Origin of the sequence: Stenotrophomonas sp. GD03794 (genome assembly GCF_029842145.1) — a bacterium.
In the GTDB taxonomy this organism is placed as follows: Bacteria; Pseudomonadota; Gammaproteobacteria; order Xanthomonadales; family Xanthomonadaceae; genus Stenotrophomonas; species Stenotrophomonas riyadhensis.
Map to the genome: position 1 here is coordinate 1 of NZ_JAOCFV010000035.1, position 26,217 is coordinate 26,217.

Genomic DNA, 26,217 nt, shown 5'->3' on the forward strand with positions numbered 1-26,217 from the left:
GCCACCGCCTCCTGCAATCGCGGCACTTCCTGGGTGTAGGCCAGGCGCACATGCTGGTTGGCGCGATGGAAGCCGAAATCCAGCCCCGGGGTGAACGCCACGTGCTCGGTTTCCAGGAAATGGGCACAGAAGGCCTGTGCGTCGTCGGTGAACGCGCTGACGTCGGCGTACAGGTAGAACGCACCCTGCGGCTCGACTTCGATACGGAAGCCCAGTTCACGCAGTGCCGGCAGCAGGAAATCACGGCGCTGGCGGAACGCATCACGGCGCTGTTCGAAGATCGCCATCGATTCCTCGCTGAAGCAGGCCAGTGCGGCGTGCTGGGCGATGCTTGAGGCGCTGATGTACAGGTTCTGCGCCAGCTTCTCCAGGTCCGGTACCGCGGCCGGTGGGGCCACCAGCCAGCCCAGCCGCCAGCCGGTCATGCCGAAATACTTGGAGAAGCTGTTCAGCACGAACGCGCTGTCATCCACCTGCAGCACGCTGGGTGCATCCAGGCCGTAGGTCAGGCCGTGGTAGATCTCGTCGACCACCAGGTGGCCACCGCGCGCGTGCAGGGCCTGCGACAGTGCAGCCAGTTCGTCGGCGGACAGCACGGTGCCGGTCGGATTGGCGGGGGAGGCGACCAGTGCGCCGACGCTGTCGGCATTCCAGTGCTGTTCCACCAGCGACGGTGTGAGCTGGTAGGCGGTGTCCGGGCCGACCGGCACCAGTTGCGCGCCACCTTCAACGAGGCGCAGGAAATGGCGGTTGCAGGGGTAGCCGGGGTCGGCCAGCAGCCAGTGGTGGCCCGGATCGACCAGCAGGCTGCTGGCCAGCAGCAGCGCACCGGAGCCGCCGGGAGTGACCAGGATGCGTTCGGGGTCGATGTCCAGCCCGTAGTGGCTGCGATAGAAGCCGCTGATCGCCTGGCGTAGGGCCGGCAGGCCACGTGCGGTGGTGTAGCGGGTATGGCCGGCGGCCAATGCGGCCTGGCCGGCCCGCACGACCGGTTCGGCCGTGGTGAAGTCCGGTTCGCCGATTTCCAGGTGGATCACATCGTGGCCCGCCTGTTCCAGCGCCTGCGCGCGGGCCAGCAGGGACATTACGTGGAACGGAGCGATTTCATGGCTGCGCCGGCTGTAGCCCGGCGTGTGGGGCAGGGTACTCATGTGCCCATGGTACGCCGGCCGGCACGACCCATGACGATCCGCAGGGTTGCCGCATTGCCGGGATTGGGGTCAGATCCCTTTTCGGGAAAAGGGATCTGACCCCGCCGAAGACCATTGCATTGATGCGCCTGGAGCCTTATCTCATGAAATCCACCCTCTGCCTGTTGCTTGCCAGCCTGATGACCACCACTGCTACCGCCGCCACGCCGCCCGTTCCGCCGGATGCCGCCAAGCATCCGCATGTGGTCAAGGCGCCGTTCGGCGCGACCCGCAACGACGACTATTACTGGCTGCGCGACGACAAGCGCGAGAACAAGGACATGCTGGCCTACCTGCAGGCCGAGAATGCCTACGCCGACCAGCTGCTGGCGCCGCTGAAGCCGCTGGAAGACACCCTGTACAAGGAAATCGTCGGCCGCATCAAGCAGGACGATTCCAGTGTGCCGGCGCGCGAGCGCGGCTACTGGTACTACAGCCGCTTCGAGACCGGCCAGGACTACCCGATCCACGCACGCCGCAAGGGCGGCATGGATGCCGCCGAGGAAATCCTGCTGGACGTCAACACGATGGCTGCCGGCAAGGGCTACTTCAGTGTTGGTTCGATGGAAGTCAGCCAGGACAACCAGCTGCTGGCCTGGGCCGATGATGATGTCGGCCGGCGCCAGTACACCATCCGCTTCAAGGACCTGGCCACCGGCAAGGTGCTGCCCGATGTGATCACCGGCAGCTCCGGTGACCTGGTCTGGGCCGACGACAACCGCACCGTGCTGTACGTCGAGAACGATCCGGAAACGCTGTTGACCGTGCGCGTGAAGAAGCACGTGCTGGGCACCCCGGCCAGCGCCGACACCGTCGTCTACGAAGAGAAGGACGACAGCTTCTACATGGGTATCGGCCGTACCCGCGATGATCGCTTCATCACCATCGGCGTGCACAGCACCGTGTCCTCGGAAGAGCGCTACGCGCCGGCCAGCGACCCGACCACGTTCACCGTACTGGCGCCGCGCCAGCGCGATGTGGAGTACGACGCTGACCACTACGATGGTCGCTGGGTGATCCGCACCAACGACGGTGCGAAGAACTTCAAGCTGGTCACCGCACCGACCGATGCGACCTCGCGCGCACAGTGGAAGGACTGGATCGCGCACGACGATGCGGTGTTCATCGAAGGCTTCGAGCTGTTCGATGCGTACACCGCCATCGCCGAACGTTCCGAGGGCCTGGAGCGCATCCGCCTGCTGTTCAAGGATGGCCGCAGCGACTACGTGAAGGCCGATGAGCCGGCGTATTCGATGGGCCTGGGCGACAACACCGAGGCCGATACGCCGTGGCTGCGCTACGTCTACACCTCGATGACCACCCCCACCACCGTGTTCGAGCTGAACACCGCCACCGGTGAGCGCCGCCAGCTGAAGGTGCAGCCGGTGATCGGCTATGACGCGTCGAAGTACGAGACCGACCGCGTCTGGATCACCGCACGCGATGGCGTGAAGGTGCCGGTGTCGCTGGTCTACCGCAAGGGCTACCAGAAGGATGGCAAGGGTGCGTTGTTCCAGTACGCCTACGGCAGCTACGGCATGTCGATGGATCCGTACTTCAACCAGACCGCAGTGAGCCTGCTCGACCGTGGCGTGGTCTATGCCATCGCCCACATCCGCGGCGGCCAGGAGATGGGCCGCGACTGGTACGAGAACGGCAAGCTGCTGCACAAGCAGAACACTTTCAACGACTTCATCGACGTCACCCGTGGCCTGGTGGCGCAGGGCTGGGCGGCGAAGGATCGCGTTGCCGCCTCGGGTGGCAGCGCCGGTGGCCTGCTGATGGGCGCGGTGGCCAACCAGGCGCCGCAGGATTACCGGGTGATGGTGGCGCAGGTACCGTTCGTCGACGTGGTCACCACCATGCTCGACCCGACCATTCCGCTGACCACCAACGAGTACGACGAGTGGGGCAACCCGGAGCAGAAGCCGTACTACGACTACATGCTGTCCTACTCGCCTTACGACAACGTCAGGAAGCAGGCCTATCCGGCGCTGTTCGTGGGTACTGGCCTGTGGGATTCGCAGGTGCAGTACTGGGAGCCGGCCAAGTGGGTGGCCAAGCTGCGTGACGACAACACCGGCCACTACCCGATCCTGTTCCGCACCAACATGGAAGCCGGCCACGGTGGCAAGTCGGGTCGCTTCCAGCGCTACCGCGAGCTGTCCGAGTCGTATGCGTTCGTGCTGCAGCAGCTGGGCATCGCCCAACCGTAAGGGCACAGGGGTGCCGGGCGTTGCCTGGCACCCCGAACCGGTATCCTTGCGGCCATGAACCCGCCTGAACCCCCCGCACCCCGCGATGCTGCCACGCCACCGCGCGTGGTGCGTTTCCGCTGGGCGTGGTGGCTGCTGGCGTATGTCAGCCTCGGTACCGGCATCGTTGGCATCTTCGTTCCGGGCCTGCCGACTACCGTATTCATCCTGATTTCCGCGTGGGCTGCGTCGCGGGGTTCCGAGCGTCTGCATACCTGGCTGCTGCAGCATCCGCGCTTCGGCCCGGCCATCGCCAACTGGCAGGCGCACGGTGCGGTCAGCCGCTACGGCAAGTGGATGGCCACGATCACCATGGCGGTGTGCGCCGGCATCATGCTGTGGTGCGTGCCGATCGCCTGGGTGAAGTGGTTCTCGATCGGCAGCATGACCGTGGTGGCGATCTGGCTGTGGACGCGGCCGCTGCCACCGCTCGCGGATTGAGCGCCTGCGGTAGTGCCGGCCGCTGGCCGGCAACCCGAGCCCCTGCACCAACCGCTCAGCCGCCAATGGCTATACTCGGGGCATGAAGATCCCCCATCGAAACGCCATCCTGATTCCGCTGGCAGCGGCCTCGCTGCTGCTCCTCGCCGCCTGCGGCAACAAGGGCCCGCTGGTACTGCCGCAGAAGCCGGTGCCGGTGGAAGAAACCGTCGAGCCCGCTGCCGAGCCCGCCACCGAGGCGACCCCGGCGGAGACCCAGGGCAGCGGCACCCCGGCCACGACCGTGGAGCCGGCCGCACCGACCACCCAGCCGGCGCCTGCGCCGGCAAAGAAGGTGGGCGGCGGGAATGAGTAAGGCCGGTTCCAAGGCCCTGCGCTTCAGCAAGATGCACGGCGCGGGCAATGATTTCGTAGTGATCGACCTGCGTGACGGTACGTCGCCGCCCACGCCTGAACTGGCCGCGCGCCTGGCCGACCGCCACACCGGCGTCGGCTGCGACCAGATCCTGACCATCGAAGCGCCGCGTGCGGAAGGCTCGGTGGCTTCGTACCGCATCTGGAATGCCGACGGTTCCAACTCCGAACAGTGCGGCAATGGCGCGCGCTGCATCGCGGCCTGGCTGGTGCGCGAAGGCAGTGCGCAGGGCGATGCATTCGTCATCGACAGCCCGTTGGCCAGCCACGAAGTGAAGGTGCTGGGCGAGGGGCAGTTCGCGGTAACCATGGGCGTGCCCGCGTTCGAGCCGACCAACGTGCCGCTGATGGGCTTTGCCCACGCACGCGAGGAATACCTGCTGCCGTTGCAGGGCGAGAGCGTGCGTTTCGCTGCGGTGTCGATGGGCAACCCGCATGCGGTGATCGAAGTGGGCCTGATCGATGCGGCCCCGGTCGAGCGCGTCGGTTCGCTGCTGCAGCAGCATGCGTCGTTCCCGCGCTCGGTGAACGTGGGCTTCGCCCAGGTGATGAGCCCCGCGCATGCACGCCTGCGGGTGTTCGAGCGCGGCGTCGGTGAAACCCTGGCCTGCGGCAGCGGTGCCTGTGCCGCCGCGGTGACCCTGATGCAGCGTGGCCGCCTGCAGCGCGATGCGCGCATCAGCCTGCCCGGTGGCGACCTGCGCATCCAGTGGCCGGGCGATGGCCAGCCGGTGGTGATGGCCGGCCCGACTGCATTCGTCTTCGAAGGGGAGTGGATCGCATGACCGAAACCGTCGACAAGCTCGGGGCCCATGAAGTCGCTGCGTGGTTGCGGCGACATCCCGGCTTCCTCAAGCAGTTCCCGGACCTGGCCCTGACCCTGGTGGTGCCACGCGACGACGGCCCGACCGCGTCGCTGGCCAGCTACCAGCTGGAAGTGCTGCGCGAGAAGAACCGCGAGCTGGCACGACGGTTGGCCGATCTGGGTGCCACCGCCCAGGTCAATGAACGCCTGGCAGTGCGCACGCATCAGCTGACCTTGGCGCTGATGAAGCAGGACAACGCCGCCGACACCCTGCGTGCGATGGCTGCCTCGCTGCAGGAAGATTTCGCCGGCGACCTGGTGCGATTGGTGGTGCACACACCGGTGGCCGGGCTGGAACAGGCCGACTGGCTGCAGGTGATCGCCGCCGATGATGCGCAGCTGGGCCCGTTCCGCGACTGCCTGAACGACGGCGAGCCGATCTGCGGGCGCCTGCAGCCGGAAAAGAATGCCGTGCTGTACGGCGTGCGCAGCGAAGAAGTGCAGACCACCGCGCTGCTGCCGTTGCCGGGCGTGGGCCTGATTGCTGTGGGCAGCCACGACCCGAACCGCTTCTACCCGGGCATGGGCACGCTGTTCCTGCGCATGATGGGCGATGCGTTGGCCACCGGCCTGAAGCGCTTCCCGGGCTGAGCAGGACACGACGATGAGCGCGGTACAGGCCTTCCTGCAGCATCTGCAGGTAGAGCGGCGGATGTCGGCGCATACGCTCGATGCCTACCGCCGTGACCTGGACGCGTTGTCGGTCTGGGCCGAGCCGCGCGGTGTTGCGGTGGACGCACTCGATGCCGAGGCGCTGCGCCAGTTCGTTGCCGACGAGCACCGCAGAGGCCTGTCAGCCAAGAGCCTGCAGCGCCGCTTGTCGGCCTGCCGCAGCTTCTACGCCTGGCTGCTCAAGCACGGGCGCATCGAGGTCAGTCCGGCGGCGACGCTGAAGGCGCCGCGTGCGCCGCGCCGGTTGCCGCAGGTGCTTGACGCCGACGAAGCCGTGCAGCTGGTCGAGCTGGAACCGGAAGGTGAGCTCGGCCGCCGTGACCGCGCGCTGCTGGAACTGTTCTATTCCTCTGGCCTGCGCCTGAGCGAAGTCTGCGCGCTGACCTGGCGCGACCTGGATTTCGACAGCGGCCTGGTCAACGTGCTGGGCAAGGGCAACCGCCAGCGTCGCGTACCGTTCGGCCGGCCGGCACGCGAAGCGCTGCAGGCGTGGCGTGCGGAAAGTGGCGGCGGCCCGGCCTCGCCGGTGTTTCCCGGCCGCAACGGGCCGATCAGCCAGCGTGCGGTGCAGATCCGCATCCGCCAGCTGGCGCAGCGCCAGGGCCTGTTCAAGCACGTGCATCCGCACATGCTGCGGCACAGTTTTGCCAGCCATATCCTGGAATCGTCCGGCGACCTGCGCGGTGTGCAGGAACTGCTTGGCCATGCCGACATCGCCACCACCCAGATCTACACCCACCTCGATTTCCAGCATCTGGCCAAGGTCTACGACGCCGCGCATCCACGTGCGAAGCGCCGCAACAAGGACGACAAGGCTGAATAGACCGCCCTTGATCTGGATCAGGGCAGGGCGGGCGCTACCGGCGCATCGTGGCCGCAGGCCACGAGGACACCGCCACCATGGCGAAGCCCATTCCGCTGCACCCCAGGCATCCGGAGCGCATCTGCTGGGGCTGCGACCGCTACTGCGCGGCTGACGCCCTGGCCTGCGGCAATGGCTCCGGCCGCACCCAGCATCCGATCGAGACGCAGGGCGAAGACTGGTACCTCGCCTGGGGCATCGAGCCGAATCCGGATCGGCCGTCGCAGGCCAAGCGCTGAACGGCAGGCGTTCCACGTTCGGGCGGCGGGGTCCGCGCGCATTGCGATGCGCTCGTTAGAAGGGCGCCCTCTTCCCATGGGGCGCCACCAAGCGCTGAACGGCAGCCATCCGCACAGGCTTGATCGCACCCGGCGCTGTCCCCATGTCCCGTGAACAGCTATCGGAGGCCGCATGGACCCCAGTCAGAATCCCAACGTTTTCCACGCCACCACCATCGTCTGCGTCCGTCGCGGCGAGCACGTGGCCATTGCCGGCGACGGCCAGGTCACGCTGGGCCACACCGTGATGAAGGGCAATGCGCGCAAGGTGCGCCGCCTCGGTCGTGACGGCCAGGTGCTGGCCGGCTTCGCCGGTGCCGCCGCCGATGCCTTCACCCTGTTCGAGCTGTTCGAGGCCAAGCTGGAAAAGCACGGCCAGCTGCAGCGCGCTGCGGTCGAGCTGGCCAAGGATTGGCGCACCGAGCGCCGCCTCGGCAAGCTTGAAGCCCTGCTGGCGGTGGCCGACAAGGAAACCTCGCTGATCATCAGCGGCACCGGCGATGTGATCGAGCCGGAGGACGGCATCATCGCCATCGGTTCCGGTGGTTCCTATGCACTGTCGGCCGCGCGCGCACTGATGGCGCACACCGAACTGGATGCGCGCACCATCGCCAGCGAAGCGATCGGCATTGCCGGCGACATCTGCATCTACACCAACCGCAACGTGGTGGTCGAGGAGCTGTGAGGGTCGTGCCGGCCGCTGGCCGGCAACCTCATGATCCCCCCACGCGTGCCTGGTTGCCGGCCAGCGGCCGGCACTACCGACACTGAATCCGTGAGCACATCCATGTCGAAGATCGAAGTTTCCTCCGCCACCATGACCCCGCGCGAGATCGTGCAGGAACTGGACCGGCATATCGTGGGCCAGCACGACGCCAAGCGCGCCGTGGCCATTGCGCTGCGCAACCGCTGGCGCCGCATGCAGCTGGTGCCTGAGCTGCGCAATGAAGTGATGCCGAAGAACATCCTGATGATCGGCCCGACCGGCGTCGGCAAGACCGAGATCGCGCGTCGCCTGGCCACCCTGGCCAACGCACCGTTCGTGAAGGTTGAAGCGACCCGCTTCACCGAAGTCGGCTACGTCGGCAAGGACGTCGAGCAGATCATCCGCGACCTGGCCGATACCGCTGTGAAGCTCTATCGCGAGCAGGCCAAGGTGCGCGTGCGTACCCAGGCCGAGGAGCGCGCCGAAGACCGCATCCTCGATGCGCTGCTGCCGCGCCGCAGCGGTGGCATCGGCTTCGATCCGGAAGTCGCCCGCAACGAGCCGTCGGCGCAGGACAACGAGACCCGCATCAAGTTCCGCAAGATGCTGCGCAACGGTGAGCTGGACGAGCGCGAGATCGAACTCGACCTGGCTGCCAACGTCAGCATGGACATCATGACCCCGCCGGGCATGGAGGAAATGGGCCAGCAGCTGAAGTCGATGTTCGCCAACCTCGGCGGTGGCGCCAAGGCGCACAAGCGCACGCTGACCATCAAGGCCGCGCGTCCGCTGCTGATCGAGGAAGAGGCCGGCAAGCTGGTCAACGAGGACGACATCCGCACCGCGGCGATCGAGGCCTGCGAGCAGCACGGCATCGTCTTCATCGACGAGATCGACAAGGTTGCCAAGCGTGGTGACAACGTGGGTGGTGGCGACGTCTCGCGCGAAGGCGTGCAGCGCGACCTGCTGCCGCTGGTGGAAGGCTCCAACGTGTCCACCAAGTACGGCACGATCAAGACCGACCACATCCTGTTCATTGCTTCGGGCGCGTTCCACCTGGCCAAGCCCAGCGATCTGATTCCGGAGTTGCAGGGCCGCTTCCCGATCCGCGTTGAACTGGGTGCGCTGAGCAAGGGTGATTTCGTGCGCATCCTGACCGAGCCGAAGGCCGCGCTGACCAAGCAGTACGAAGCGCTGCTGGCCACCGAGGGCGTCAAGGTCAGCTTCACCGCCGATGCCATCGACCGCCTGGCCGAGATCGCCTTCCAGGTGAACGAGCGCCAGGAGAACATCGGTGCCCGTCGCCTGCACACCGTACTGGAGCGCCTGCTGGATTCGCTCAGCTACGAGGCACCGGACCGCGACGGCGAGACCCTGGCCATCGACAGTGCTTATGTCGATGCGCATCTGGGTGAGCTGGTGCAGGATCCGGACCTGAGCCGCTACATCCTGTAATGCCCGACGCTGCAAAGCATGAGGCCGCCGAAAGGCGGCCTTTTTGTTGGTGGTCAGTGCGGATGTCTGACGCGGTAGGCCTGCAGCACCTGGTCGATCACCGCACTGGTGCGGGCGGCGCTGATGCCGTTCGACGGCGAGTGACCCCAGCCACGCAACTCATCGACCATGGTAGCGATCAACGGCTGCTGGATCGACGGCGGGTTCGGGATATCGAACGTCTGCATACCGGCTTCGGTTTCCAGTACCACTGGAACATCCTCGAAGGTGGCAAAGCGCAGTTGTCCGCGATCGCCGGTGATCTCGATCTCATCCTGGCGGCGGAACGCGCAGAAGCTCCATTGCGCGATGCCGTGCACCCCCGTCCCGGTGCGGAAGCACATCGAGACGCTGTCCTCGGCGGCGTAGGCGCCGGTCAACGAGCTGGCCAGGCCACGCACATCGCTCAGCGGCCCCAGCAGATGATCCAGCAGGTCCAGGGTGTGCGAGCCCAGATCGACGAACAGCCCGCCGCCAGCGATCGCCGGGTTGGTCCGCCAGAAGTCCGGCGATGCAGCGTTCGCCGAATGCGGCCGGTGCAGGGTGGCGCGCACGCTGCGCGGTGTGCCGATCGCGCCGCTGTCCAGCAGCTGCTTCACCTGCGCGAAGCGGGGCAGGGCGCGGCGGTAGTAGGCCACGAACACCGGCACGCCGCTGCGGGCGCTGGCTTCAATGATGCGCTGGCACTCGCCGTGGTCCATGGCCATCGGCTTTTCGATGTAGACCGGCTTGCCCGCGGCAATCGCCTGCAATGCGTAGTGCATGTGCGTGGAGGGCGGCGTCGCAACGTAGATCGCGTTCACTTCCGGGTCGGCGATGAGTGCATCGGCGTCTGCGTACCAGCGGGGAATCGCATGGCGCCGCGCATAATCCTCGGCCAATGCCGTATTGCGGCGCATGACCGCGGCCACCCGTGAGCCCGGCGTGTTGGCCAGGGCCGGCCCGCTCTTCTTCTCGGTGACGCTGCCACAGCCGATGAAGCCCCACACCACGTTGTCCAGGATCATCACGATGCGTCCAGAAAAGGGAAGGTCCGCCGGGTTCAACCCATCAGTGAGCGTAATCGATCACCGGCGGAGGCGGAGACATCGGCACCGGTGGGCAGGAAGCAACGAAGCTGCCACTGCCGGGTCCGGATCGCGTCCTTTGCGGTCGGCGTGCTCCACGGCGGATAGACACGGAGGGCGCGCTTTCCGCCCTCGCCATCGCGCGACATCACGCCGCGCTCGATCAGCAGGTCACGACTGAAGATGAACTGCCCGCGCTGTGTTCCGTCGAAGACCGCGATCACCACGAAGTGCACAGCATCGGCTGCATCCAATGGAGCGATATCAGAACCGGGGGCGGGGCGCTTCCACAGGGTTACGAACTGGCCGGTCTTGGTGGGGGTGATCTTCGCGACGCGGAACACGATGCTGTGACCCTCAAGGGCAAAGCGGCAGGCACCGTACTCTGCGCTTTCCGCTTCCGCCACGATCGGTCCGGTCAACTGCAGCCCTGCGGGCAGGTAGAGATCGTGCAGTGCCGCAGTGGCGGCAGCAATGCCGCTCATGCTTCCGGCAGCGGCTCGGGCACCGTTCCGGGCACGAACACGCCTTCTTTCACGTAGGCGGCCAGGGTCATGTCCAGCGCGAGCATGCCATCGCGCTTGAGGTCCATCAGTTCCGGTTCGACCATCGCGCCGTGCAGCACGCCCAGCACGGTGGCGTGCAGCATGCGCGCGGCGATCTTGGGGTCGGCGCCTTCGCGCAGCTGGCCCAGATCGCGGGCGCGGCGCAGGGCGCGCTCCATCCGGTCCAGCGCATCGCGGAAGCCGGCCTGCTGCATTTCGGTCAGCACCTTGGTATCGGCCGAGGCGTCGCTGCGCAGCATGATCTCCATGGTCTTGCGCAGGCGCTCGTCCTCGGACAGCTCGATGAACGAGTGGATCATCACCGCGCGCAGGTCGTGCACCGGGGTGTCGCGCTGGTCGGTGGAGGTACGCTCCAGTTCCTGCATGAAGGGCAGGTGCACGCGCTCGACGATCGCGGCGAGCACCTCGCTCTTGTTCTTGAAGTGCCAGTACACCGCGCCACGGGTATAGCCGGCGCGGGCGCCGATCATCTCCAGCGTGGTACGGGCCACGCCGTGTTCATGGAAGCAGGCTTCGGCGGCGTCAAGGATGCCTTCCCGGGTTGCCTGGGTGTCCTCTTTGGTCTTGCGGGCCATGGGTAGGGTACGAGTGCGGGTGAAACGTGGCTGAATTGTACCGGTTTACAAACAAACAAGCATGTATGTATATTTCGCACCCATCATTCCCGTCGTGTGCGTGGCAGGCCCGTCCGGCTCCCACTCCACCCGGGTGGGCGCTGTTCGCACGGTCTTCACCTTTGCTGGTGGAGGGTCCGCCGTATCAGCGCTGGCTGAGACCCTTTCCTCCAAGAGCCTTTCCGTCATGTTGCTGAGCCGAATCCGACCCTTTGCACTGTCGCTGGCAATCGCCGCGACCGTGGCTGCCTGCGGCGGCCAACCCCAGGCCCCCGAACAGGGCCCGGGTGACGTCACCGTGGTCACGCTGAAGTCCGAGACCGTGGGCCTGACCCGCGAGCTGCCGGGCCGTACCAACGCCTTCCTGGTCGCCGAAGTGCGTCCGCAGGTCAACGGCATCGTCGCCAAGCGCCTGTTCACCGAGGGCGGCATGGTCAAGGCCGGCGAGCCGCTGTACCAGATCGAGGACGCGAGCTACCGCGCCCAGGCCAACAGTGCCCGTGCCCAGCTGGCGCGTGCCGAGGCCACCGCCAACGCCGCGCGCCTGAGCGCCAAGCGCATCACCGAGCTGGCCAAGGTTGATGCGGTCAGCCAGCAGGACCTGGAAAACGCGGTGGCCGCGCAGAAGCAGGCCGAGGCCGACGTCGGCGCCGCCAAGGCCTCGCTGGATGCGGCCAACGTCACTCTGGGCTACGCCCGCATCACCGCCCCGATCAGCGGCCGCATCGGCAAGTCCAGCGTCACCCAGGGTGCGCTGGTCAGCGCCGGCCAGGCCAATGCGCTGGCCACCGTGCAGCAGCTGGACCCGATCTATGTCGACCTGACCCAGTCTTCGGCCGAGCTGCTGCAGTTGCGTCGTGAGCTGGCCGCGGGCCGCCTGCAGGACAACCAGACGCTGCCGGTCAGCATCCTGATGGAAGACGGCAGCACCTTCGAGCACAAGGGTACGCTGGAATTCTCCGAAGTCAGCGTCGACCCGGCCACTGGCAGCTTCGGCCTGCGCGTGAAGGTGGACAATCCGGACGGCCTGCTGATGCCGGGCACGTACGTGCGCGCGGTGATCGGCGGCGGCGTGCGCAGCGATGCGGTGCTGGTGCCGATGGCCGGCATCGCCCGCGATCCGAAGGGTGACACCTCGGCGATGGTGGTCGACAAGGACAACAAGGTCGAAGTGCGCCCGGTCAAGGTCAGCCGCACGGTCGGCGACAAGTGGCTGGTCGAGGACGGTCTGAAGGCCGGCGACAAGGTCATCGTCGAAGGCCTGCAGAAGATCGGCCCCGGCATGCCGGTCAAGGCCACCGAGAAGGGCGCTGCTCCGGCCAAGCCGGCAGCGGCCGCCCAGCCTGCCGCTCCGGCCGGCGACGCGAAGTAAGCGGAGAACCCCATGGCACGCTTTTTCATCGATCGACCCATCTTCGCGTGGGTGATCGCCATCATCATCATGCTCGCCGGCGGCCTGGCCCTGTTCAAGCTGCCGGTCTCGATGTACCCCAACGTCGCACCGCCGGCGGTGGAAATCAGCGCCACCTACCCGGGTGCATCGGCCAAGGTGGTCGAGGACTCGGTGACGCAGATCATCGAGCAGAACATGAAGGGCCTTGATGGCCTGATCTATTTCTCCTCCAACAGCTCGTCCAATGGCCAGGCCACCATCACCCTGACCTTCGAGAGCGGCACCAACCCGGACATCGCCCAGGTGCAGGTGCAGAACAAGCTGCAGCTGGCCATGCCGCTGCTGCCGCAGGAAGTACAGCGGCAGGGCATCAACGTGGCCAAGTCCAGCTCGGGCTTCCTGAACGTCATCGCGTTCGTGTCCGAGAACGGCAGCATGGACGCCAACGACATCGCCGACTACGTCGGTTCCAATGTCGTCGACCGTCTGAGCCGCGTGCCGGGCGTGGGCAACATCCAGGTGTTCGGTGGCAAGTACGCCATGCGTATCTGGCTGGACCCGAACAAGCTGCACACCTACGGCCTGTCCGTTGCGGAAGTGACCGCAGCGATCAAGGCACAGAACGCCCAGGTGGCCATCGGCCAGCTCGGCGGCGCGCCGTCGATCAAGGGCCAGCAGCTCAACGCCACCATCAATGCGCAGTCGCGCCTGCAGACCCCGGAACAGTTCCGCAACATCATCGTGCGCGGTGCGCAGGACGGTGCCGAGCTGCGCCTGGGCGATGTCGCCCGTGTCGAACTGGGTGCAGAGTCCTACGACTTCGTCACCCGCTACAACGGCCAGCCGGCCAGCGGCCTGGCGGTCACCCTGGCCACCGGCGCCAACGCGCTGGATACTGCGGCCGGCGTGGATGCCGCGCTGCAGGACATGAAGAGCTTCTTCCCGGCCGGCCTGAAGGCCGAGATCCCGTACGACACCACCCCGTTCGTGCGCGTGTCGATCAAGGGCGTGGTGCAGACCCTGATCGAAGCGATCGTGCTGGTGTTCGTGGTGATGTACCTGTTCCTGCAGAACTTCCGCGCCACCCTGATCCCGACCATCGCCGTGCCGGTGGTGCTGCTGGGTACCTTCGGCGTGCTGGCGATGCTGGGCTTCTCGGTGAACATGCTGACCATGTTCGCGATGGTGCTGGCGATCGGCCTGCTGGTGGACGATGCCATCGTGGTGGTGGAGAACGTCGAGCGTATCATGTCCGAGGAAGGACTGTCGCCGCTCGAGGCCACCCGCAAGTCGATGGGCCAGATCACCGGCGCGCTGGTGGGTATCGGCCTGGTGCTGTCGGCCGTGTTCGTGCCGATGGCCTTCATGAGCGGTTCCACCGGCGTGATCTATCGCCAGTTCTCGGCCACGATCGTTTCGGCGATGGCGCTGTCGGTGCTGGTCGCGATCGTACTGACCCCGGCGCTGTGCGCGACCATGCTCAAGCCGCTGAAGAAGGGTGAGCACCACGTCGCACACAAGGGCTGGTCCGGTCGTTTCTTCAACGGTTTCAACCGCGGCTTCGACCGCACCAGCGAAAGCTACCAGCGCGGCGTGCGCGGCATCATCCACCGTCCGTGGCGCTTCATGGGCATCGTGGCGGCACTGTTCGTGCTGATGGGCGTGCTGTTCGTGCGCCTGCCCAGCTCGTTCCTGCCCAACGAAGACCAGGGCGTGCTGATGGCGCTGGTGCAGGCGCCGGTCGGTGCCACCCAGGAACGTACGCTGGAATCGATCGCGGCACTGGAAAACCACTTCCTGCAGAACGAGAAGGATGCGGTGGACTCGGTGTTCTCGGTGCAGGGCTTCAGCTTCGCCGGCATGGGCCAGAACGCGGGCATGGCATTCGTCAAGCTGAAGGACTGGAGCGAGCGTGACGCCAACAATGGCGTGATGCCGATCACCGGTCGCGCCATGGCAGCGCTGGGCCAGATCAAGGATGCCTTCATCTTCGCCTTCCCGCCGCCGGCCATTCCGGAACTGGGTACCGCCTCGGGCTACACCTTCTTCCTGAAGGACAACAGCGGCCAGGGCCACGAGGCACTGGTGGCCGCGCGCAACCAGCTGCTGGGCCTCGCCGCCGGCAGCAAGAAGCTGGCCAACGTGCGCCCGAACGGCCAGGAAGACACGCCGCAGTTCCGCATCGACATCGATGCGGCCAAGGCGACCTCGCTGGGGCTGTCGATCGACCAGATCAACGGTACCTTGGCCGCCGCATGGGGTAGCTCGTACATCGACGACTTCGTCGATCGTGGCCGCGTCAAGCGCGTGTTCGTGCAGGCCGACCAGCCGTTCCGCATGGTGCCGGAGGACTTCGATCTCTGGTCCGTGAAGAACGACAAGGGGGAGATGGTGCCGTTCAGTGCCTTCGCCACCAAGCACTGGGATTACGGTTCGCCGCGCCTGGAACGCTACAACGGTGTGTCGGCGATGGAAATCCAGGGCGAACCGGCACCGGGTGTCGCGTCCGGTGACGCCATGGCCGAGATCGAACAGCTGGCCAAGCAGCTGCCGGCGGGCTTCGGCATCGAGTGGACGGCGATGTCCTACCAGGAACGCCAGGCCGGCTCGCAGACGCCGCTGCTGTACACGCTGTCGCTGATGATCGTGTTCCTGTGCCTGGCCGCGATGTATGAAAGCTGGAGCGTGCCGACCGCGGTGCTGCTGGCGGCCCCGCTGGGTATCCTCGGCGCGGTGCTGGCCAATACCTTCAAGGGCCTGGAACGCGACATCTACTTCCAGGTGGCGATGCTGACCACGGTGGGCCTGACCAGCAAGAACGCGATCCTGATCGTCGAGTTCGCCAAGGAAAACCTGGAGAAGGGGGCCAGCCTGATCGAATCGATCATGCACGCCGTGCGCGACCGTTTGCGCCCGATCGTGATGACTTCGCTGGCCTTCGGCATGGGCGTGGTGCCGCTGGCGATCTCCACCGGTGCCGGCTCCGGTGCCAAGCAGGCGATCGGCACCGGCGTGCTCGGCGGCATGATCGTCGGCACCGTGCTCGGCGTGTTCTTCGTGCCGCTGTTCTTCGTGGTGGTGCAGCGCGTGTTCAAGCGCAAATCCTCCACGTAAGCGAAACGGTAATGCCGGCCGTTGGCCGGCATTGCCTCCTGCCATCTGGCAGTACCGATGGAAGTCATTCCCATGAAAAGTGCATCCCTGTTCCTTTCCATTGCCGCCGCGCTCGCGCTGGCCGGCTGCTCCACCCTGGTGCCGAAGAACACCGCCGTTGCTCCGGCCATTCCGGCGCAGTGGCCGGCCGAGGCCACGCAGGGTCAGGTGGCCGATGTTGCTGCCGTCGGCTGGCGCGACTTCTTCACCGATGCGCGCCTGCAGCAGGTGATCGACCAGTCGCTGCAGAACAACCGCGACCTGCGCGTGGCCGTACTCAACGTTGAACGCGCGCGCGGCCAGTACCGCGTACAGCGCGCCGACCGTGTGCCCGGCGTGGCCGTCACCGGCCAGATGGACCGCCGTGGTACCGACGCCGGTGTCACCGAGCAGTTCACCGCCGGTGTCGGCGTAGCCGAGTTCGAGCTGGACCTGTTCGGCCGCGTGCGCAATCTCAGTGAAGCGGCGCTGCAGCAGTACTTCGCCGTGGCCGCCAACCGCCGCAACGCGCAGCTGAGCCTGGTGGCCGAGACCGCCACCGCGTGGCTGACCTATGGGGCTGATGCGCAGCGGCTGAAGATCGCCGATGCCACGCTGAAGACCTACGAGGATTCGCTGCGTCTGGCCGAGGCCCGCCACGAGCGTGGTGGCAGTTCGGCGCTGGAGCTGACCCAGACCCGTACCCTGGTCGAGACCGCGCGTACCGATGCCGCGCGCCTGCGCGGGCAGCTGGCCCAGGACCGCAACGCTCTGGCGCTGCTGGCTGGTGGCCAGCTGGATCCGGCACTGCTGCCGGACAGCATCGAACCGCAGCTGCTGGCACTGGCACCGCCGCCGGCCGGTCTGCCCAGCGACGTGCTGCTGCAGCGCCCGGACATCATGGCCGCCGAACACCAACTGCTGGCGGCCAACGCCAACATCGGTGCGGCACGCGCGGCGTTCTTCCCGAGCATCTCGCTGACCGGCAGCATCGGTAGTGGTTCGAGCGAACTGTCCAACCTGTTCGACAGCGGCACCCGCGTGTGGAGCTTCCTGCCGAAGATCACGCTGCCGATCTTCCAGGGTGGCAAGCTGCGCGCCAACCTGGCCATCGCCAACGCGGACCGTGACATCGCGCTGGCGCAGTACGAGAAGTCGATCCAGGTGGGCTTCCGCGAAACCGCCGATGCGCTGGCGTTGAATGTCAGCCTGGATGAGCAGGTGAGTTCACAGCAGCGGTTGGTGGAAGCGGCCGAACAGGCCAACCGCCTGTCGCAGGCACGCTACGACGCAGGCCTGGACAGCTTCGTCACCCTGCTTGATGCGCGCCGTACCGCCTACAACGCGCAGCAGACCCAGCTGCAGGCGCAGCTGGCCCAGCAGGCCAACCGCATCACCCTTTACAAGGTGCTGGGCGGCGGCTGGCACGAGCGCGGGTAAGCAGCGCTTCTGGTAGGTGCCAACCGTGGTTGGCACGAATGCGTCAGCGCAGGCGGCTGACCCTGTGCCAACCACGGTTGGCACCTACCTGGAGATCGATGGTAATGCCGGCCGCGGGCCGGCATTGTCATTCCGGGGCCTGCTACACCGCTTCGTCGTCACGGTGCGGGACGTGGCAGGCGCGTACCCGCGCCAGCGCGTCGCCGGCTTCGCGCGCCATCTGCTCGTACTCGCGGCGGATCTCCTCCAGCCGCTCCTCGTCCAGTTCTTCCAGATCCAACAGTTCGTTGTTGGCTTCGGCCGTCGCGCGGATCAGCTCGTCCAGCTTGATCTGCATCGCGGCGGTATCCGCGTTCTGCGTGTGCTGGATCAGGAACACCATCAGGAAGGTGATGATCGTGGTGCCGGTATTGATCACCAGCTGCCAGGTATCGTTGAAGCCGAACACCGGGCCGCTGATGCCCCAGATCACCACGATCGCCACTGCGGCCAGGAAGGTCCACGGCGATCCGGTGGCGGCCGCGGCCTTCTTGGCGATCGTATTGAACAGGTTGCGTGCTTTCATCGTCGTCGTCCCACTCAGGTGACGAGGATGATCGGCAGCGGCTCGTGCAGGCGCCGTGCAGCTCAGGCGCGCAGGCGCGGGGCGTCCTGCAGCCGTATCGGGCTGGTCTGGTAGACGTGCTGCCAGCAGCGGTCGACGAATTCGCGGGCCTGGGCTTCGCTCAGGCGCGGCATGATCTGCAGCGCGTACTGGGTCTGGAACATCTCGTCGCGCTGCGCATTGCTGGCGCGCGGCTGGGTGATCAGCGAATCGCAGGCGAACTTGATCCACGGTACGTACGAGCCGAACGAGTTGTGCGCCAATGCACCGTCGGCATGCTGGCGGCGCCAGTGGTCAAGCTCAGCGTCAACATTGATGACCGGGGGAATGGTGGGGACTTCGGCGTGCATGTCGATCCAATCGGTTGAAGTGGATGGGAGTGGGGGTTCATCGCAGTGTGGCCCGGACCCCGGTGGATACCGCGTCAGGGAGATGTGCAGCCGGCGTTGCGATTGCCTATCAGTTGCGCATGTTCGACCGCGCCCATCTCTTCGGCCATGTCGGCCATGGCATTGCAGAGGCGTTCGTGTTCGAGCGGATGGCCGCGCACCAGTTCCAGCTGCAGGCCCTGGTAAGCGGTCCAGAACCGGGCGCCACGCTGATGCAGCGCGAACTGCTGCTGCAGGCGCTTGCGGATGGCGTCAAGGATCGGGTCGGGCGTGGGGCGTACGGCGTGCGCGCACATGGCTGGCTCCGCCGGGGAAGGAAGGTCCCGGTAGCCCCACCCTAGGCGCGACGCTGGGGCGGGGTGTTACCGCAGCGTGTGCACGGGGCACGGCTGACTGTGCACGGGTTCACGGCTGGCGCCGCAAACGCTGCCGGCACTAGGGCGTGCCGGCACTGAAGCGTTCATTAAGCGGGTTCAACAGCACACTGCGTGGTGCTCATTCACCGATGTCTTCGTTCCAGATCTCGGGATGCTGCGCAATGAAGCCGCCGAGCAGATCGACGCATTCCTGGTTGTCGAGGTCGATCACGTTGACGCCGTTTTCGCGCAACCAGCCGATGCCGCCCTGGAACGTGCGCGATTCGCCCACCACCACGGTGCCGATGTTGAACTGGCGCACCAGGCCCGAGCAGTACCAGCAAGGCGCCAGCGTGGTGACCATGATGGTGTCCTGGTAGCGGCGCTGGCGGCCGGCCTTGCGGAAGGCGTCGGTTTCGCCGTGCACGGAGGGGTCGCCTTCCTGCACCCGGCGGTTGTGGCCGCAGCCGAGCAGGCGGCCATCGTTGTGGTACAGCGCCGCGCCGATCGGCACGCCGCCCTCGGCCAGGCCCTGGCGGGCTTCGGCGATGGCGGTCTGCAGCAGGGCCTGGTAGTCGGGCGTGGTGATCATGCGGGGGCTCCGGTAAGTCGTGGCCCGCCATGATACGGGCAGGGGGTGCCGCTGGCCCCCGGCGGTGCGATAATCGGCGCCATGAGCGAATCCCCCTACAAAGCCGGTACCACCCATTTCGGGTTCCGCGACGTCGCCGCCAAGGACAAGCAGAAGCTGGTCGGCCAGGTGTTCACCTCGGTCGCGCGCAACTACGACCTGATGAACGACCTGATGAGCCTGGGTGTGCACCGGGCGTGGAAGCGCTACTACGTGGCCACCGCGCAGGTGAAGCCGGGCGACCGCGTGCTCGACCTGGCCGGCGGCACCGGCGATATCGCCGCCCTGCTGAAGGAGCGCGTCGGCGCCGAGGGCTCGGTGGTGCTGGGCGACATCAACGCCGGCATGCTGTCGGTCGGCCGTGACCGCCTGACCAATCGCGGCCTGGTGCTCGGCCTGGACTACGTGCAGTGCAACGCCGAAGCCCTGCCGTTCCCGGACAACAGCTTCGATCTGGTCACCATCGCCTTCGGCCTGCGCAACGTGACCGACAAGGACGCCGGCCTGCGCGAGATGTACCGCGTGCTGAAGGTCGGCGGCCAGGCCCGCGTGCTGGAATTCTCCGAAGTCACCGCCGACTGGTTCAAGCCGATCTACGACTTCCACTCGTTCAAGATCCTGCCCAAGCTGGGCAAGCTGTTCGCCAACGATTCGGACAGCTACCAGTACCTGGCCGAGAGCATCCGCAAGCACCCGCCGCAGGATGAGCTGAAGGCGATGATGGGGCAGGCCGGCTTCGAGCGCTGCCACTACAAGAACCTGACCGGCGGCATCGTTTCGATCCACTCCGGCTACAAGCTGTAAAGCGTGTGGGGCCGCCGGGCATGGCCCGGCGCTACCTGTGGATGCCAACCTTGGTTGGCATGCGCCGCAGGCGCAGGATCGGCCCCGCCCGCCATTACCCCGCACCGCGCAACGCCTGCGGGGCCGGAGGGAGTTACCATTGGGGGTCTGATCCCCGTAACGGTCCCGATTCATGCGTAATCCGCTGATGCTCCTTCCGCTGGCCGTGGCCCTGGCCGCCGGCTGCTCCCAGGAGGCGGCCGCGCCCGCCGCCGCCCCGACTGCCGCCAAGGCCCCCGCCGCCCCCGTGAACGCCGAGAACCGCAGCCACGACGAAAGCTCGTACGCCGAGCCGGACAAGGTCGTCATCAAGGACATCGCGCTGGATCTGAAGCTGGACTTCGACCAGAAGCAGATCGGCGGCACCGCCACCTACACCCTGGAATGGAAGCAGAAGGACGCCAGGCAGCTGGTGCTCGACACCCGCGAGCTGACCGTGTCCAAGGTCGAGGCCGTTGCCGCCGATGGCGCGCGCAGCCCGCTGCAGTTCGCGCTGGCCCCGGCCGACAAAGTATTCGGCAGCAAGCTGACCATCGAGACCCCGGAACAGCCGGCCAAGGTGGAAGTGACCTACCACACCGCACCGACCGCTTCGGGGCTGCAGTGGCTGGCGCCGTCGATGACCGAAGGCAAGAAGCTGCCTTTCATGTTCAGCCAGTCGCAGGCCATCCACGCCCGTTCCTGGGTGCCGCTGCAGGACACCCCGAGCGTGCGCTTCACCTACAGCGCGCACGTGGTCTCGCGCCCGGACGTGATGGTGCTGATGAGCGCCGACAACGATCCGAAGGCGGCGCGTGACGGTGACTACACCTTCAAGATGCCGCAGCCGATTCCGTCGTACCTGCTGGCCATCGCCGCCGGCGACCTGGTGTTCGAGCCGATCTCCGGCCGCTCCGGCGTCTGGGCCGAGCCGACCATGGTCAACAAGGCCGCCAAGGAATTCGAAGACACCGAGAAGATGATCGGTGCCGCCGAGAAGCTGTACGGCGAATATCGCTGGGGCCGCTACGACATGCTGGTGCTGCCGCCGTCGTTCCCGTTCGGCGGCATGGAGAACCCGCGCCTGACCTTCGCTACCCCGACCGTGATCGTCGGCGACAAGTCGCTGGTCTCGCTGGTGGCCCACGAACTGGCGCACAGCTGGTCGGGCAACCTGGTGACCAACGCCAGCTGGAAGGACATCTGGCTCAATGAAGGCTTCACCACCTACGTCCAGGGCCGCATCACCGAAGCCCTGTACGGCAAGGAGATGGCCGAGATGGAGAAGCAGATCGACCAGACCGACCTGCTGGCCGAAGTGAAGGACATGAGCCCGGCCGACCAGGCGCTGGCGCTGCCGCCGCTGAACGAGCGCGATCCCGATGAAGCCCTCAGCCAGGTGGCCTACGTCAAGGGTGCGTGGTTCCTGGAATTCCTGGAACAGCGCTTCGGCCGCGAAACCTTCGATCCGTTCCTGCGTGGCTGGTTCGATGACCACGCCTTCCAGAGCGCGAACACTGATCAGTTCGTTGCCTACATGAAGGAAAAGCTGCTGCCGAAGAACCCGTCTGCAGTGACGGAAGCCGAACTGAAGGCGTGGCTGGACGAGCCGGGTATTCCGGCGTTCGCGGCCAAGGCGCAGTCGCGCAACTTCAGTAGCGTGGATACCGCACGCATCGCCTTCGCCAGCGCCGGCACCGTGCCGAGCAGCCAGGTCATCGCTGACTGGAGCACGCAGGAATGGGTGCGCTTCATCGACGGCCTGGGTGCGACCCAGCCGCTGGACAAGCTGGCCACGCTGGACAAGGCGTTCCACTTCACCGGCACCCCGAATGGCGAGATCGCCATGCGCTGGTACCCGCTGGCGATCCGCAGCGGTTACGAGCAGGCCAATGAAGGGGCGGCTGCATTCATCGAGCGCGTCGGTCGTCGCAAGCTGATCCTGCCGATCTACGCCGAACTGGTGAAGACGCCGAAGGGTCTGGAGCTGGCCAAGCAGGCCTTCGAAAAGGCCAAGCCGGGCTACCACCCGATCACTACCGCCTCGGTCCAGGACATGCTGGCCAAGGCCGAAGCCAAGTAAGAAGACGCGCCGGGTATCCCCCGGCGCTTTTCTTTGTAGAGTCGAGCCATGCTCGACTGGCTCTTCAACAGCAGTCGAGCATGGCTCGACTCTACAAGAATACGAAAACACCAAGGACCTCCGCCATGAAACGACTGATCCTGCTCACCGCCTGCACCCTGGCCCTGGCTGCCTGCAGCAACCCCGAGGAAGAACGCAAGGCGCAGGAAGCCGCCGCAGCCGCCGTGCAGGCGCAGAAGGAAGCCAAGGCCGAAGACGTGGCCAAGCAGTACGACATGGCCGTGGCCGCGCAGGACTGGGAGCGTGCGCGCCTGCATGGCGCCTCGCTGCTGGACCAGTACAAGGACACCGCCGCCGCCGAGCGCATCGCCGCAGGCTTCGACGAGGTCAAGGCCAAGGGCGATGCCGCGCGCGACCTGCGCCGCATGCAGGCGCTGTGGCAGTACAACCAGATCCCGGTGGGCAACAAGGGCAACCAGGTTTCGGCGCAGATCTACAGCAAGGAACGGGTGGACGTGGACGGCAGCGGCGCCAAGCCGGTGCAGCTGGTGTTCCGCGATCACCCGGAGTGGAAGCGGCATGCCTACCTGGTGCTGCAGGCCGGCGACTTCCGCTGCCCGCAGTGCACGGTGAAGGTGACCGTGGACGACGGCAAGCCGGTGTCGATGGCAGCCTGGCGCCCGAAGACCGATGAAGCCATCGCGCTGTTCATCACCGACCAGAAGGCGCTGTGGAAGCTGGCGCGCAAGGGCAAGTCGATCAGCATCGAGTTCCCGGTCAAGGCCGGCGGCACGCGTACTGCCGTGTTCGAAACCGGTGGTGTCGACGCCAGCCGCATGCCGCAGTGGTGGCAGTGATGATCGCGGCGGGCAGCGCAGTGCACGCGTTGTCCGCGATCCGGCACTGGGTGTTCGACATGGACGGCACACTGACGGTGGCCGTGCATGACTTCGCCGCGATCCGCCGCGCGCTGGAGATCGCCGCGGAGGAAGACATCCTCGACCACATCGCGGCGCTGCCGGACGCATCGGCGCAGGCCAAGCGTGAGTGGCTGCTGGAACACGAGCGCACGCTGGCCGAGGACGCGCTGCCGGCACCGGGCGCGGTGAAGCTGCTGCGCGCGCTGGCGGCGGCTGGCTGCCGGCTGGGCATCCTGACCCGCAACGACCATGCGCTGGCGAAGCTGACCCTGGACGCGATCGGGGTCGGGGAGCTGTTCGACGATGCCGACATCATTGGTCGCGATGAAGCGGTGCCCAAGCCCTCACCGGATGGGCTGCAGCAGCACCTGCGGCATTGGGGCATCGCAGCGTCGGAGGCGGTGATGGTCGGTGACCACGCCTACGACCTGGAGTGCGGCCGCGCCGCGGGCACGCACACCGTGCTGGTCAATCTGCCGGAGAACCCGTGGCCGGGCCGTGCCGACTGGCATTTCGCCGATTGCCGCGACCTGTTGGCCGCCTGGCAGCGCAGGGGGTAGTGCCGGCCGCTGGCCGGCAGTGTCGACCAAGGTCGACACCTACCAGGGCACAGCGTGTCGACCACGGTCGACACCCACCGAGCGGGTGCGCGGGCAGTTCGTTTACGCGCCCAGCGCGTAACCGAACTGCTGCTTGAACTGCTCGTTGAACTCGTCAAAGGTGAAGCGCTGGTTCTGCGTGCCCGGGTGCTCGACCTTCAGTGCGCCCATCAGGTTGCCCATGCGGCCGATGGTCAGCCAGTCGTAGCCTTTCTGGATGCCGTAGATCAGGCCGGCGCGGAAGGCGTCGCCACAGCCGGTCGGGTCGACCACGCGGCGCTCGTGCGCCGGCGGGATGTCGTAGCTCTTTTCCGGGGTGTGGATGACTGCGCCCTTCGGGCCGCGGGTGGTGATGTAGGCCTTGACCCGGCTGACGATCTCCTTCTCGTCCCAGCCGGTGCGTTCCTGCAGCAGGTTCGACTCGTAGTCGTTGACCACCACGTAGTCGGCCTGGTCGATGAAGGCGCGCAGCTCCGGGCCGTTGAACAGCGGCATGGCCTGGCCCGGGTCGAAGATGAACGGAATGCCGTCTTCGTGGAATTCCTGCGCGTTCTGGATCATGCCTTCGCGGCCATCCGGGCCGACCAGGCCCAGGGTCACGCCCGGCACGCCACGCACGTGGTTCTCGTAGGAACGCATCATCGCGCCCGGGTGGAAGGCGGTGATCTGGTTGTTGTCGTGGTCGGTGGTGATGAACGCCTGCGGGGTGAACAGCTCATCGATCACGCGCACGCGCGTCAGGTCGATGCCCAGGCCTTCGAAGTACTCGCGGTACGGGCCGAAGTCCGAACCCACGGTGCCCATCGGGATCGGCTGGCCGCCCAGCAGGTGCAGGTTGTAGGCGATGTTGCCGGCGCAGCCGCCGAACTCGCGGCGCATGCGCGGCACCAGGAAGGACACGTTCAGGATGTGCACCTTGTCCGGCAGGATGTGATTCTTGAACTGGTCCGGGAACACCATGATGGTGTCGAAGGCAAGAGAACCACAGATCAGAGCGGACATCGATGTAAGCCTATGCGGTGAATTTTGGGGTGGGCCGGCCCGGTTCAGCGGGCAAGCAAACGGCGCCCTTGGGCGCCCGACGGCGCAAAGGTTACCCGCTGGTGCCGCTCAGGGCCAGAACCGGGTGAGACCCGATCAGGCCGAAAGCCTGTGAAGACGCGGGTTCAGCTAGTTTTTTCCTTGCTCGGCGGCAGGCGGGTTGCTAGGCTTGTCGGCCTCGATTTCTGCCCATTTTTTCGCCATCCCGCGGCGGGCACGACACCCCTCAGGACTCCTTCCTCAGATGTTCAAGAAACTCCGTGGCATGTTCTCCAATGACCTGTCCATCGACCTGGGCACGGCCAACACCCTCATCTACGTGCGCGGGCAGGGGATCGTGCTGAACGAGCCGTCGGTCGTGGCCGTGCGCCAGGACCGTGCCATCGGTGGTACCCGCTCGGTGGCAGCCGTGGGCGCCGAAGCCAAGCAGATGCTGGGCCGTACCCCGGGCCACATCACCACCATCCGCCCGATGAAGGACGGCGTCATCGCCGACTTCACCTACACCGAGGCGATGCTCAAGCACTTCATCAAGAAGGTGCACAAGTCGCGCGTGCTGCGCCCGAGCCCGCGCGTGCTGGTCTGCGTGCCGGCCGGCTCGACCCAGGTCGAGCGCCGCGCGATCAAGGAATCGGCCGAGGAAGCCGGTGCCCGTGACGTGTTCCTGATCGAAGAACCGATGGCCGCCGCGATCGGCGCCGGCATGCCGGTCACCGAAGCCCGTGGCTCGATGGTCATCGACATCGGCGGCGGCACCACCGAAGTTGCGGTGATTTCGCTCAACGGCATCGTCTATTCGGCCTCGGTCCGCATCGGCGGCGACCGCTTCGACGAGTCGATCACCAACTACGTGCGCCGCAACCACGGCATGCTGATCGGTGAAGCCACCGCCGAGCGCATCAAGGTCGAGCTGGGCTGTGCCTACCCGCAGGCGGAAGTGATCGAGATGGAAATCTCCGGCCGCAACCTCGCCGAGGGCGTGCCGAAGATGATCAAGATCAGCTCCAACGAGGTGCTCGAGGCCCTGCACGAACCGCTGTCGGGCATTGTCAGCGCGGTCAAGCTGGCGCTGGAGCAGACCCCGCCGGAACTGTGCGCCGACGTCGCCGAGCGCGGCATCGTGCTGACCGGTGGTGGCGCCCTGCTGCGCGACCTGGACCGCCTGATCTCCGAGGAAACCGGCCTGCACGTGCAGGTGGCCGACGATCCGCTGACCTGCGTGGCCCGCGGCGGTGGCCGTGCGCTGGAGCTGGTGGACATGCACGGCAACGAGTTCTTTGCGCCGGAATAAGCTGTCCCGGCTGCCTGCGCCCGCAGCGCCCCTCCGGGGTGCGGCCCACCATGAGGGTAGGCCGGCACCGGCGGGGCGTCCGCGTGTTTCCC

General features: G+C 66.5%; 26 protein-coding genes. 17 read left to right on the top strand and 9 right to left on the bottom strand.

All coding sequences use genetic code 11. The features are described from left to right. The coding region (locus N5D91_RS16665) for a pyridoxal phosphate-dependent aminotransferase (RefSeq protein WP_279922711.1) at positions 1-1,151 on the bottom strand (1,151 nt) is incomplete at its 3' end. Positions 1,152-1,294: 143 nt separating this feature from the next. Between N5D91_RS16665 and N5D91_RS16670 the strand changes: the two genes are divergently transcribed. From N5D91_RS16670 to hslU, 9 genes are all read left to right on the top strand, one after another. Further along, a complete protein-coding gene (locus tag N5D91_RS16670; protein ID WP_180847815.1) occupies positions 1,295-3,406 on the top strand; it encodes a S9 family peptidase in 2,112 nt (703 codons plus the stop codon). A gap of 54 nt (positions 3,407-3,460) precedes the next feature. Further along, entirely contained in the window at positions 3,461-3,886 is a 426-nt protein-coding gene (locus N5D91_RS16675; protein WP_180855329.1) for a YbaN family protein, read from the top strand. A gap of 82 nt (positions 3,887-3,968) precedes the next feature. Beyond that, a complete protein-coding gene (locus tag N5D91_RS16680) occupies positions 3,969-4,241 on the top strand; it encodes a lipoprotein (RefSeq protein WP_164161500.1) in 273 nt (90 codons plus the stop codon). Further along, positions 4,234-5,085 (top strand): diaminopimelate epimerase, encoded by an 852-nt coding sequence (gene dapF, locus N5D91_RS16685; RefSeq protein ID WP_153854553.1) that lies wholly within the window; start codon positions 4,234-4,236, stop codon positions 5,083-5,085. Before N5D91_RS16680 ends, dapF begins: the two co-directional genes overlap by 8 nt. Next, on the top strand, positions 5,082-5,756 hold the full coding sequence (locus N5D91_RS16690) for a DUF484 family protein (protein WP_125893427.1): 675 nt from the start codon (positions 5,082-5,084) through the stop codon (positions 5,754-5,756). The genes dapF and N5D91_RS16690 overlap by 4 nt, the downstream gene beginning before the upstream one ends. A gap of 13 nt (positions 5,757-5,769) precedes the next feature. Continuing rightward, a complete protein-coding gene (xerC, locus tag N5D91_RS16695; protein WP_180855327.1) occupies positions 5,770-6,660 on the top strand; it encodes a tyrosine recombinase XerC in 891 nt (296 codons plus the stop codon). A 77-nt stretch (positions 6,661-6,737) separates the two neighbouring features. Further along, on the top strand, positions 6,738-6,938 hold the full coding sequence (locus tag N5D91_RS16700) for a DUF3079 domain-containing protein (RefSeq protein WP_049421394.1): 201 nt from the start codon (positions 6,738-6,740) through the stop codon (positions 6,936-6,938). Between the two features lie 172 nt (positions 6,939-7,110). Continuing rightward, positions 7,111-7,662 (top strand): ATP-dependent protease subunit HslV, encoded by a 552-nt coding sequence (gene hslV / locus N5D91_RS16705; RefSeq protein WP_005411093.1) that lies wholly within the window; start codon positions 7,111-7,113, stop codon positions 7,660-7,662. 102 nt (positions 7,663-7,764) lie between these two features. Continuing rightward, positions 7,765-9,138, top strand: coding sequence for an ATP-dependent protease ATPase subunit HslU (gene hslU, locus N5D91_RS16710; RefSeq protein ID WP_014038532.1), 1,374 nt, complete (start codon positions 7,765-7,767; stop codon positions 9,136-9,138). Between the two features lie 53 nt (positions 9,139-9,191). Here hslU and N5D91_RS16715 read toward each other — a convergent pair whose 3' ends face one another. The 3 genes from N5D91_RS16715 to smeT are packed head-to-tail and all read right to left on the bottom strand — an operon-like array spanning position 9,192 to position 11,385. After that, positions 9,192-10,184 (bottom strand): Gfo/Idh/MocA family oxidoreductase, encoded by a 993-nt coding sequence (locus N5D91_RS16715; RefSeq protein WP_180855325.1) that lies wholly within the window; start codon positions 10,182-10,184, stop codon positions 9,192-9,194. Positions 10,185-10,219: 35 nt separating this feature from the next. Next, the gene (locus N5D91_RS16720; RefSeq protein ID WP_180855324.1) at positions 10,220-10,729 is read right to left on the bottom strand and encodes a MepB family protein; all 510 of its coding nucleotides are present in this window, start codon (positions 10,727-10,729) and stop codon (positions 10,220-10,222) included. Beyond that, positions 10,726-11,385 (bottom strand): efflux transporter SmeDEF transcriptional repressor SmeT, encoded by a 660-nt coding sequence (gene smeT / locus N5D91_RS16725; RefSeq protein ID WP_111202805.1) that lies wholly within the window; start codon positions 11,383-11,385, stop codon positions 10,726-10,728. The genes N5D91_RS16720 and smeT overlap by 4 nt, the downstream gene beginning before the upstream one ends. A 226-nt stretch (positions 11,386-11,611) precedes the next feature. Between smeT and smeD the strand changes: the two genes are divergently transcribed. The 3 genes from smeD to smeF are packed head-to-tail and all read left to right on the top strand — an operon-like array spanning position 11,612 to position 17,389. Beyond that, the gene (smeD, locus tag N5D91_RS16730; protein ID WP_032129008.1) at positions 11,612-12,796 is read left to right on the top strand and encodes a multidrug efflux RND transporter periplasmic adaptor subunit SmeD; all 1,185 of its coding nucleotides are present in this window, start codon (positions 11,612-11,614) and stop codon (positions 12,794-12,796) included. Positions 12,797-12,808: 12 nt separating this feature from the next. Next, entirely contained in the window at positions 12,809-15,931 is a 3,123-nt protein-coding gene (gene smeE, locus N5D91_RS16735; protein WP_153854549.1) for a multidrug efflux RND transporter permease subunit SmeE, read from the top strand. A gap of 57 nt (positions 15,932-15,988) precedes the next feature. Beyond that, complete coding sequence (gene smeF, locus N5D91_RS16740; protein WP_162622097.1) at positions 15,989-17,389, top strand: multidrug efflux RND transporter outer membrane subunit SmeF; 1,401 nt, start codon at positions 15,989-15,991, stop codon at positions 17,387-17,389. 142 nt (positions 17,390-17,531) lie between these two features. Here smeF and N5D91_RS16745 read toward each other — a convergent pair whose 3' ends face one another. From N5D91_RS16745 to N5D91_RS16760, 4 genes are all read right to left on the bottom strand, one after another. Continuing rightward, the gene (locus N5D91_RS16745; protein ID WP_164161506.1) at positions 17,532-17,954 is read right to left on the bottom strand and encodes a low affinity iron permease family protein; all 423 of its coding nucleotides are present in this window, start codon (positions 17,952-17,954) and stop codon (positions 17,532-17,534) included. Positions 17,955-18,016: 62 nt separating this feature from the next. Continuing rightward, the gene (locus N5D91_RS16750; RefSeq protein WP_110713742.1) at positions 18,017-18,343 is read right to left on the bottom strand and encodes a hypothetical protein; all 327 of its coding nucleotides are present in this window, start codon (positions 18,341-18,343) and stop codon (positions 18,017-18,019) included. Positions 18,344-18,417: 74 nt separating this feature from the next. Next, positions 18,418-18,678 (bottom strand): hypothetical protein, encoded by a 261-nt coding sequence (locus tag N5D91_RS16755; RefSeq protein ID WP_049399251.1) that lies wholly within the window; start codon positions 18,676-18,678, stop codon positions 18,418-18,420. A 199-nt stretch (positions 18,679-18,877) separates the two neighbouring features. Beyond that, positions 18,878-19,330 carry a nucleoside deaminase gene (locus N5D91_RS16760; RefSeq protein WP_153854546.1) on the bottom strand — a complete coding sequence of 151 codons (453 nt, stop codon included), beginning with the start codon at positions 19,328-19,330 and terminating at the stop codon, positions 18,878-18,880. An 81-nt stretch (positions 19,331-19,411) separates the two neighbouring features. Here N5D91_RS16760 and ubiE point away from each other — a divergent pair, with 81 nt between their 5' ends. The 4 genes from ubiE to N5D91_RS16780 all read left to right on the top strand — a co-directional run bounded on the left by ubiE (position 19,412) and on the right by N5D91_RS16780 (position 23,754). Continuing rightward, on the top strand, positions 19,412-20,173 hold the full coding sequence (gene ubiE / locus N5D91_RS16765; RefSeq protein WP_005411082.1) for a bifunctional demethylmenaquinone methyltransferase/2-methoxy-6-polyprenyl-1,4-benzoquinol methylase UbiE: 762 nt from the start codon (positions 19,412-19,414) through the stop codon (positions 20,171-20,173). A 172-nt stretch (positions 20,174-20,345) separates the two neighbouring features. Beyond that, positions 20,346-22,274, top strand: a complete 1,929-nt coding sequence (locus N5D91_RS16770; protein ID WP_180855322.1) for a M1 family metallopeptidase — start codon at positions 20,346-20,348, stop codon at positions 22,272-22,274. A gap of 125 nt (positions 22,275-22,399) precedes the next feature. Further along, positions 22,400-23,131: a hypothetical protein gene (locus N5D91_RS16775; RefSeq protein ID WP_008265071.1), complete on the top strand. Its 732-nt coding sequence runs from the start codon at positions 22,400-22,402 to the stop codon at positions 23,129-23,131. Continuing rightward, positions 23,131-23,754 carry an HAD family hydrolase gene (locus N5D91_RS16780; protein WP_180855330.1) on the top strand — a complete coding sequence of 208 codons (624 nt, stop codon included), beginning with the start codon at positions 23,131-23,133 and terminating at the stop codon, positions 23,752-23,754. The genes N5D91_RS16775 and N5D91_RS16780 overlap by 1 nt, the downstream gene beginning before the upstream one ends. Before the next feature lie 102 nt (positions 23,755-23,856). Here N5D91_RS16780 and N5D91_RS16785 read toward each other — a convergent pair whose 3' ends face one another. Next, positions 23,857-24,795, bottom strand: a complete 939-nt coding sequence (locus tag N5D91_RS16785) for a carbohydrate kinase family protein (protein ID WP_134951036.1) — start codon at positions 24,793-24,795, stop codon at positions 23,857-23,859. Between the two features lie 283 nt (positions 24,796-25,078). Between N5D91_RS16785 and N5D91_RS16790 the strand changes: the two genes are divergently transcribed. After that, the gene (locus tag N5D91_RS16790) at positions 25,079-26,125 is read left to right on the top strand and encodes a rod shape-determining protein (RefSeq protein WP_005419402.1); all 1,047 of its coding nucleotides are present in this window, start codon (positions 25,079-25,081) and stop codon (positions 26,123-26,125) included. The last annotated feature ends 92 nt before the right edge of the window (positions 26,126-26,217 follow it).

What these genes read in the sequence shown, in the direction of transcription:
- N5D91_RS16670 (WP_180847815.1), top strand. Translation starts at nt 1,295, where the DNA reads ATGAAATCCACCCTCTGCCTGTTGCTTGCCAGCCTGATGACCACCACT.
- N5D91_RS16675 (WP_180855329.1), top strand. Translation starts at nt 3,461, where the DNA reads ATGAACCCGCCTGAACCCCCCGCACCCCGCGATGCTGCCACGCCACCG.
- N5D91_RS16680 (WP_164161500.1), top strand. Translation starts at nt 3,969, where the DNA reads ATGAAGATCCCCCATCGAAACGCCATCCTGATTCCGCTGGCAGCGGCC.
- dapF (WP_153854553.1), top strand. Translation starts at nt 4,234, where the DNA reads ATGAGTAAGGCCGGTTCCAAGGCCCTGCGCTTCAGCAAGATGCACGGC.
- N5D91_RS16690 (WP_125893427.1), top strand. Translation starts at nt 5,082, where the DNA reads ATGACCGAAACCGTCGACAAGCTCGGGGCCCATGAAGTCGCTGCGTGG.
- xerC (WP_180855327.1), top strand. Translation starts at nt 5,770, where the DNA reads ATGAGCGCGGTACAGGCCTTCCTGCAGCATCTGCAGGTAGAGCGGCGG.
- N5D91_RS16700 (WP_049421394.1), top strand. Translation starts at nt 6,738, where the DNA reads ATGGCGAAGCCCATTCCGCTGCACCCCAGGCATCCGGAGCGCATCTGC.
- hslV (WP_005411093.1), top strand. Translation starts at nt 7,111, where the DNA reads ATGGACCCCAGTCAGAATCCCAACGTTTTCCACGCCACCACCATCGTC.
- hslU (WP_014038532.1), top strand. Translation starts at nt 7,765, where the DNA reads ATGTCGAAGATCGAAGTTTCCTCCGCCACCATGACCCCGCGCGAGATC.
- N5D91_RS16715 (WP_180855325.1), bottom strand. Translation starts at nt 10,184, where the DNA reads ATGATCCTGGACAACGTGGTGTGGGGCTTCATCGGCTGTGGCAGCGTC.
- N5D91_RS16720 (WP_180855324.1), bottom strand. Translation starts at nt 10,729, where the DNA reads ATGAGCGGCATTGCTGCCGCCACTGCGGCACTGCACGATCTCTACCTG.
- smeT (WP_111202805.1), bottom strand. Translation starts at nt 11,385, where the DNA reads ATGGCCCGCAAGACCAAAGAGGACACCCAGGCAACCCGGGAAGGCATC.
- smeD (WP_032129008.1), top strand. Translation starts at nt 11,612, where the DNA reads ATGTTGCTGAGCCGAATCCGACCCTTTGCACTGTCGCTGGCAATCGCC.
- smeE (WP_153854549.1), top strand. Translation starts at nt 12,809, where the DNA reads ATGGCACGCTTTTTCATCGATCGACCCATCTTCGCGTGGGTGATCGCC.
- smeF (WP_162622097.1), top strand. Translation starts at nt 15,989, where the DNA reads ATGGAAGTCATTCCCATGAAAAGTGCATCCCTGTTCCTTTCCATTGCC.
- N5D91_RS16745 (WP_164161506.1), bottom strand. Translation starts at nt 17,954, where the DNA reads ATGAAAGCACGCAACCTGTTCAATACGATCGCCAAGAAGGCCGCGGCC.
- N5D91_RS16750 (WP_110713742.1), bottom strand. Translation starts at nt 18,343, where the DNA reads ATGCACGCCGAAGTCCCCACCATTCCCCCGGTCATCAATGTTGACGCT.
- N5D91_RS16755 (WP_049399251.1), bottom strand. Translation starts at nt 18,678, where the DNA reads ATGTGCGCGCACGCCGTACGCCCCACGCCCGACCCGATCCTTGACGCC.
- N5D91_RS16760 (WP_153854546.1), bottom strand. Translation starts at nt 19,330, where the DNA reads ATGATCACCACGCCCGACTACCAGGCCCTGCTGCAGACCGCCATCGCC.
- ubiE (WP_005411082.1), top strand. Translation starts at nt 19,412, where the DNA reads ATGAGCGAATCCCCCTACAAAGCCGGTACCACCCATTTCGGGTTCCGC.
- N5D91_RS16770 (WP_180855322.1), top strand. Translation starts at nt 20,346, where the DNA reads ATGCGTAATCCGCTGATGCTCCTTCCGCTGGCCGTGGCCCTGGCCGCC.
- N5D91_RS16775 (WP_008265071.1), top strand. Translation starts at nt 22,400, where the DNA reads ATGAAACGACTGATCCTGCTCACCGCCTGCACCCTGGCCCTGGCTGCC.
- N5D91_RS16780 (WP_180855330.1), top strand. Translation starts at nt 23,131, where the DNA reads ATGATCGCGGCGGGCAGCGCAGTGCACGCGTTGTCCGCGATCCGGCAC.
- N5D91_RS16785 (WP_134951036.1), bottom strand. Translation starts at nt 24,795, where the DNA reads ATGTCCGCTCTGATCTGTGGTTCTCTTGCCTTCGACACCATCATGGTG.
- N5D91_RS16790 (WP_005419402.1), top strand. Translation starts at nt 25,079, where the DNA reads ATGTTCAAGAAACTCCGTGGCATGTTCTCCAATGACCTGTCCATCGAC.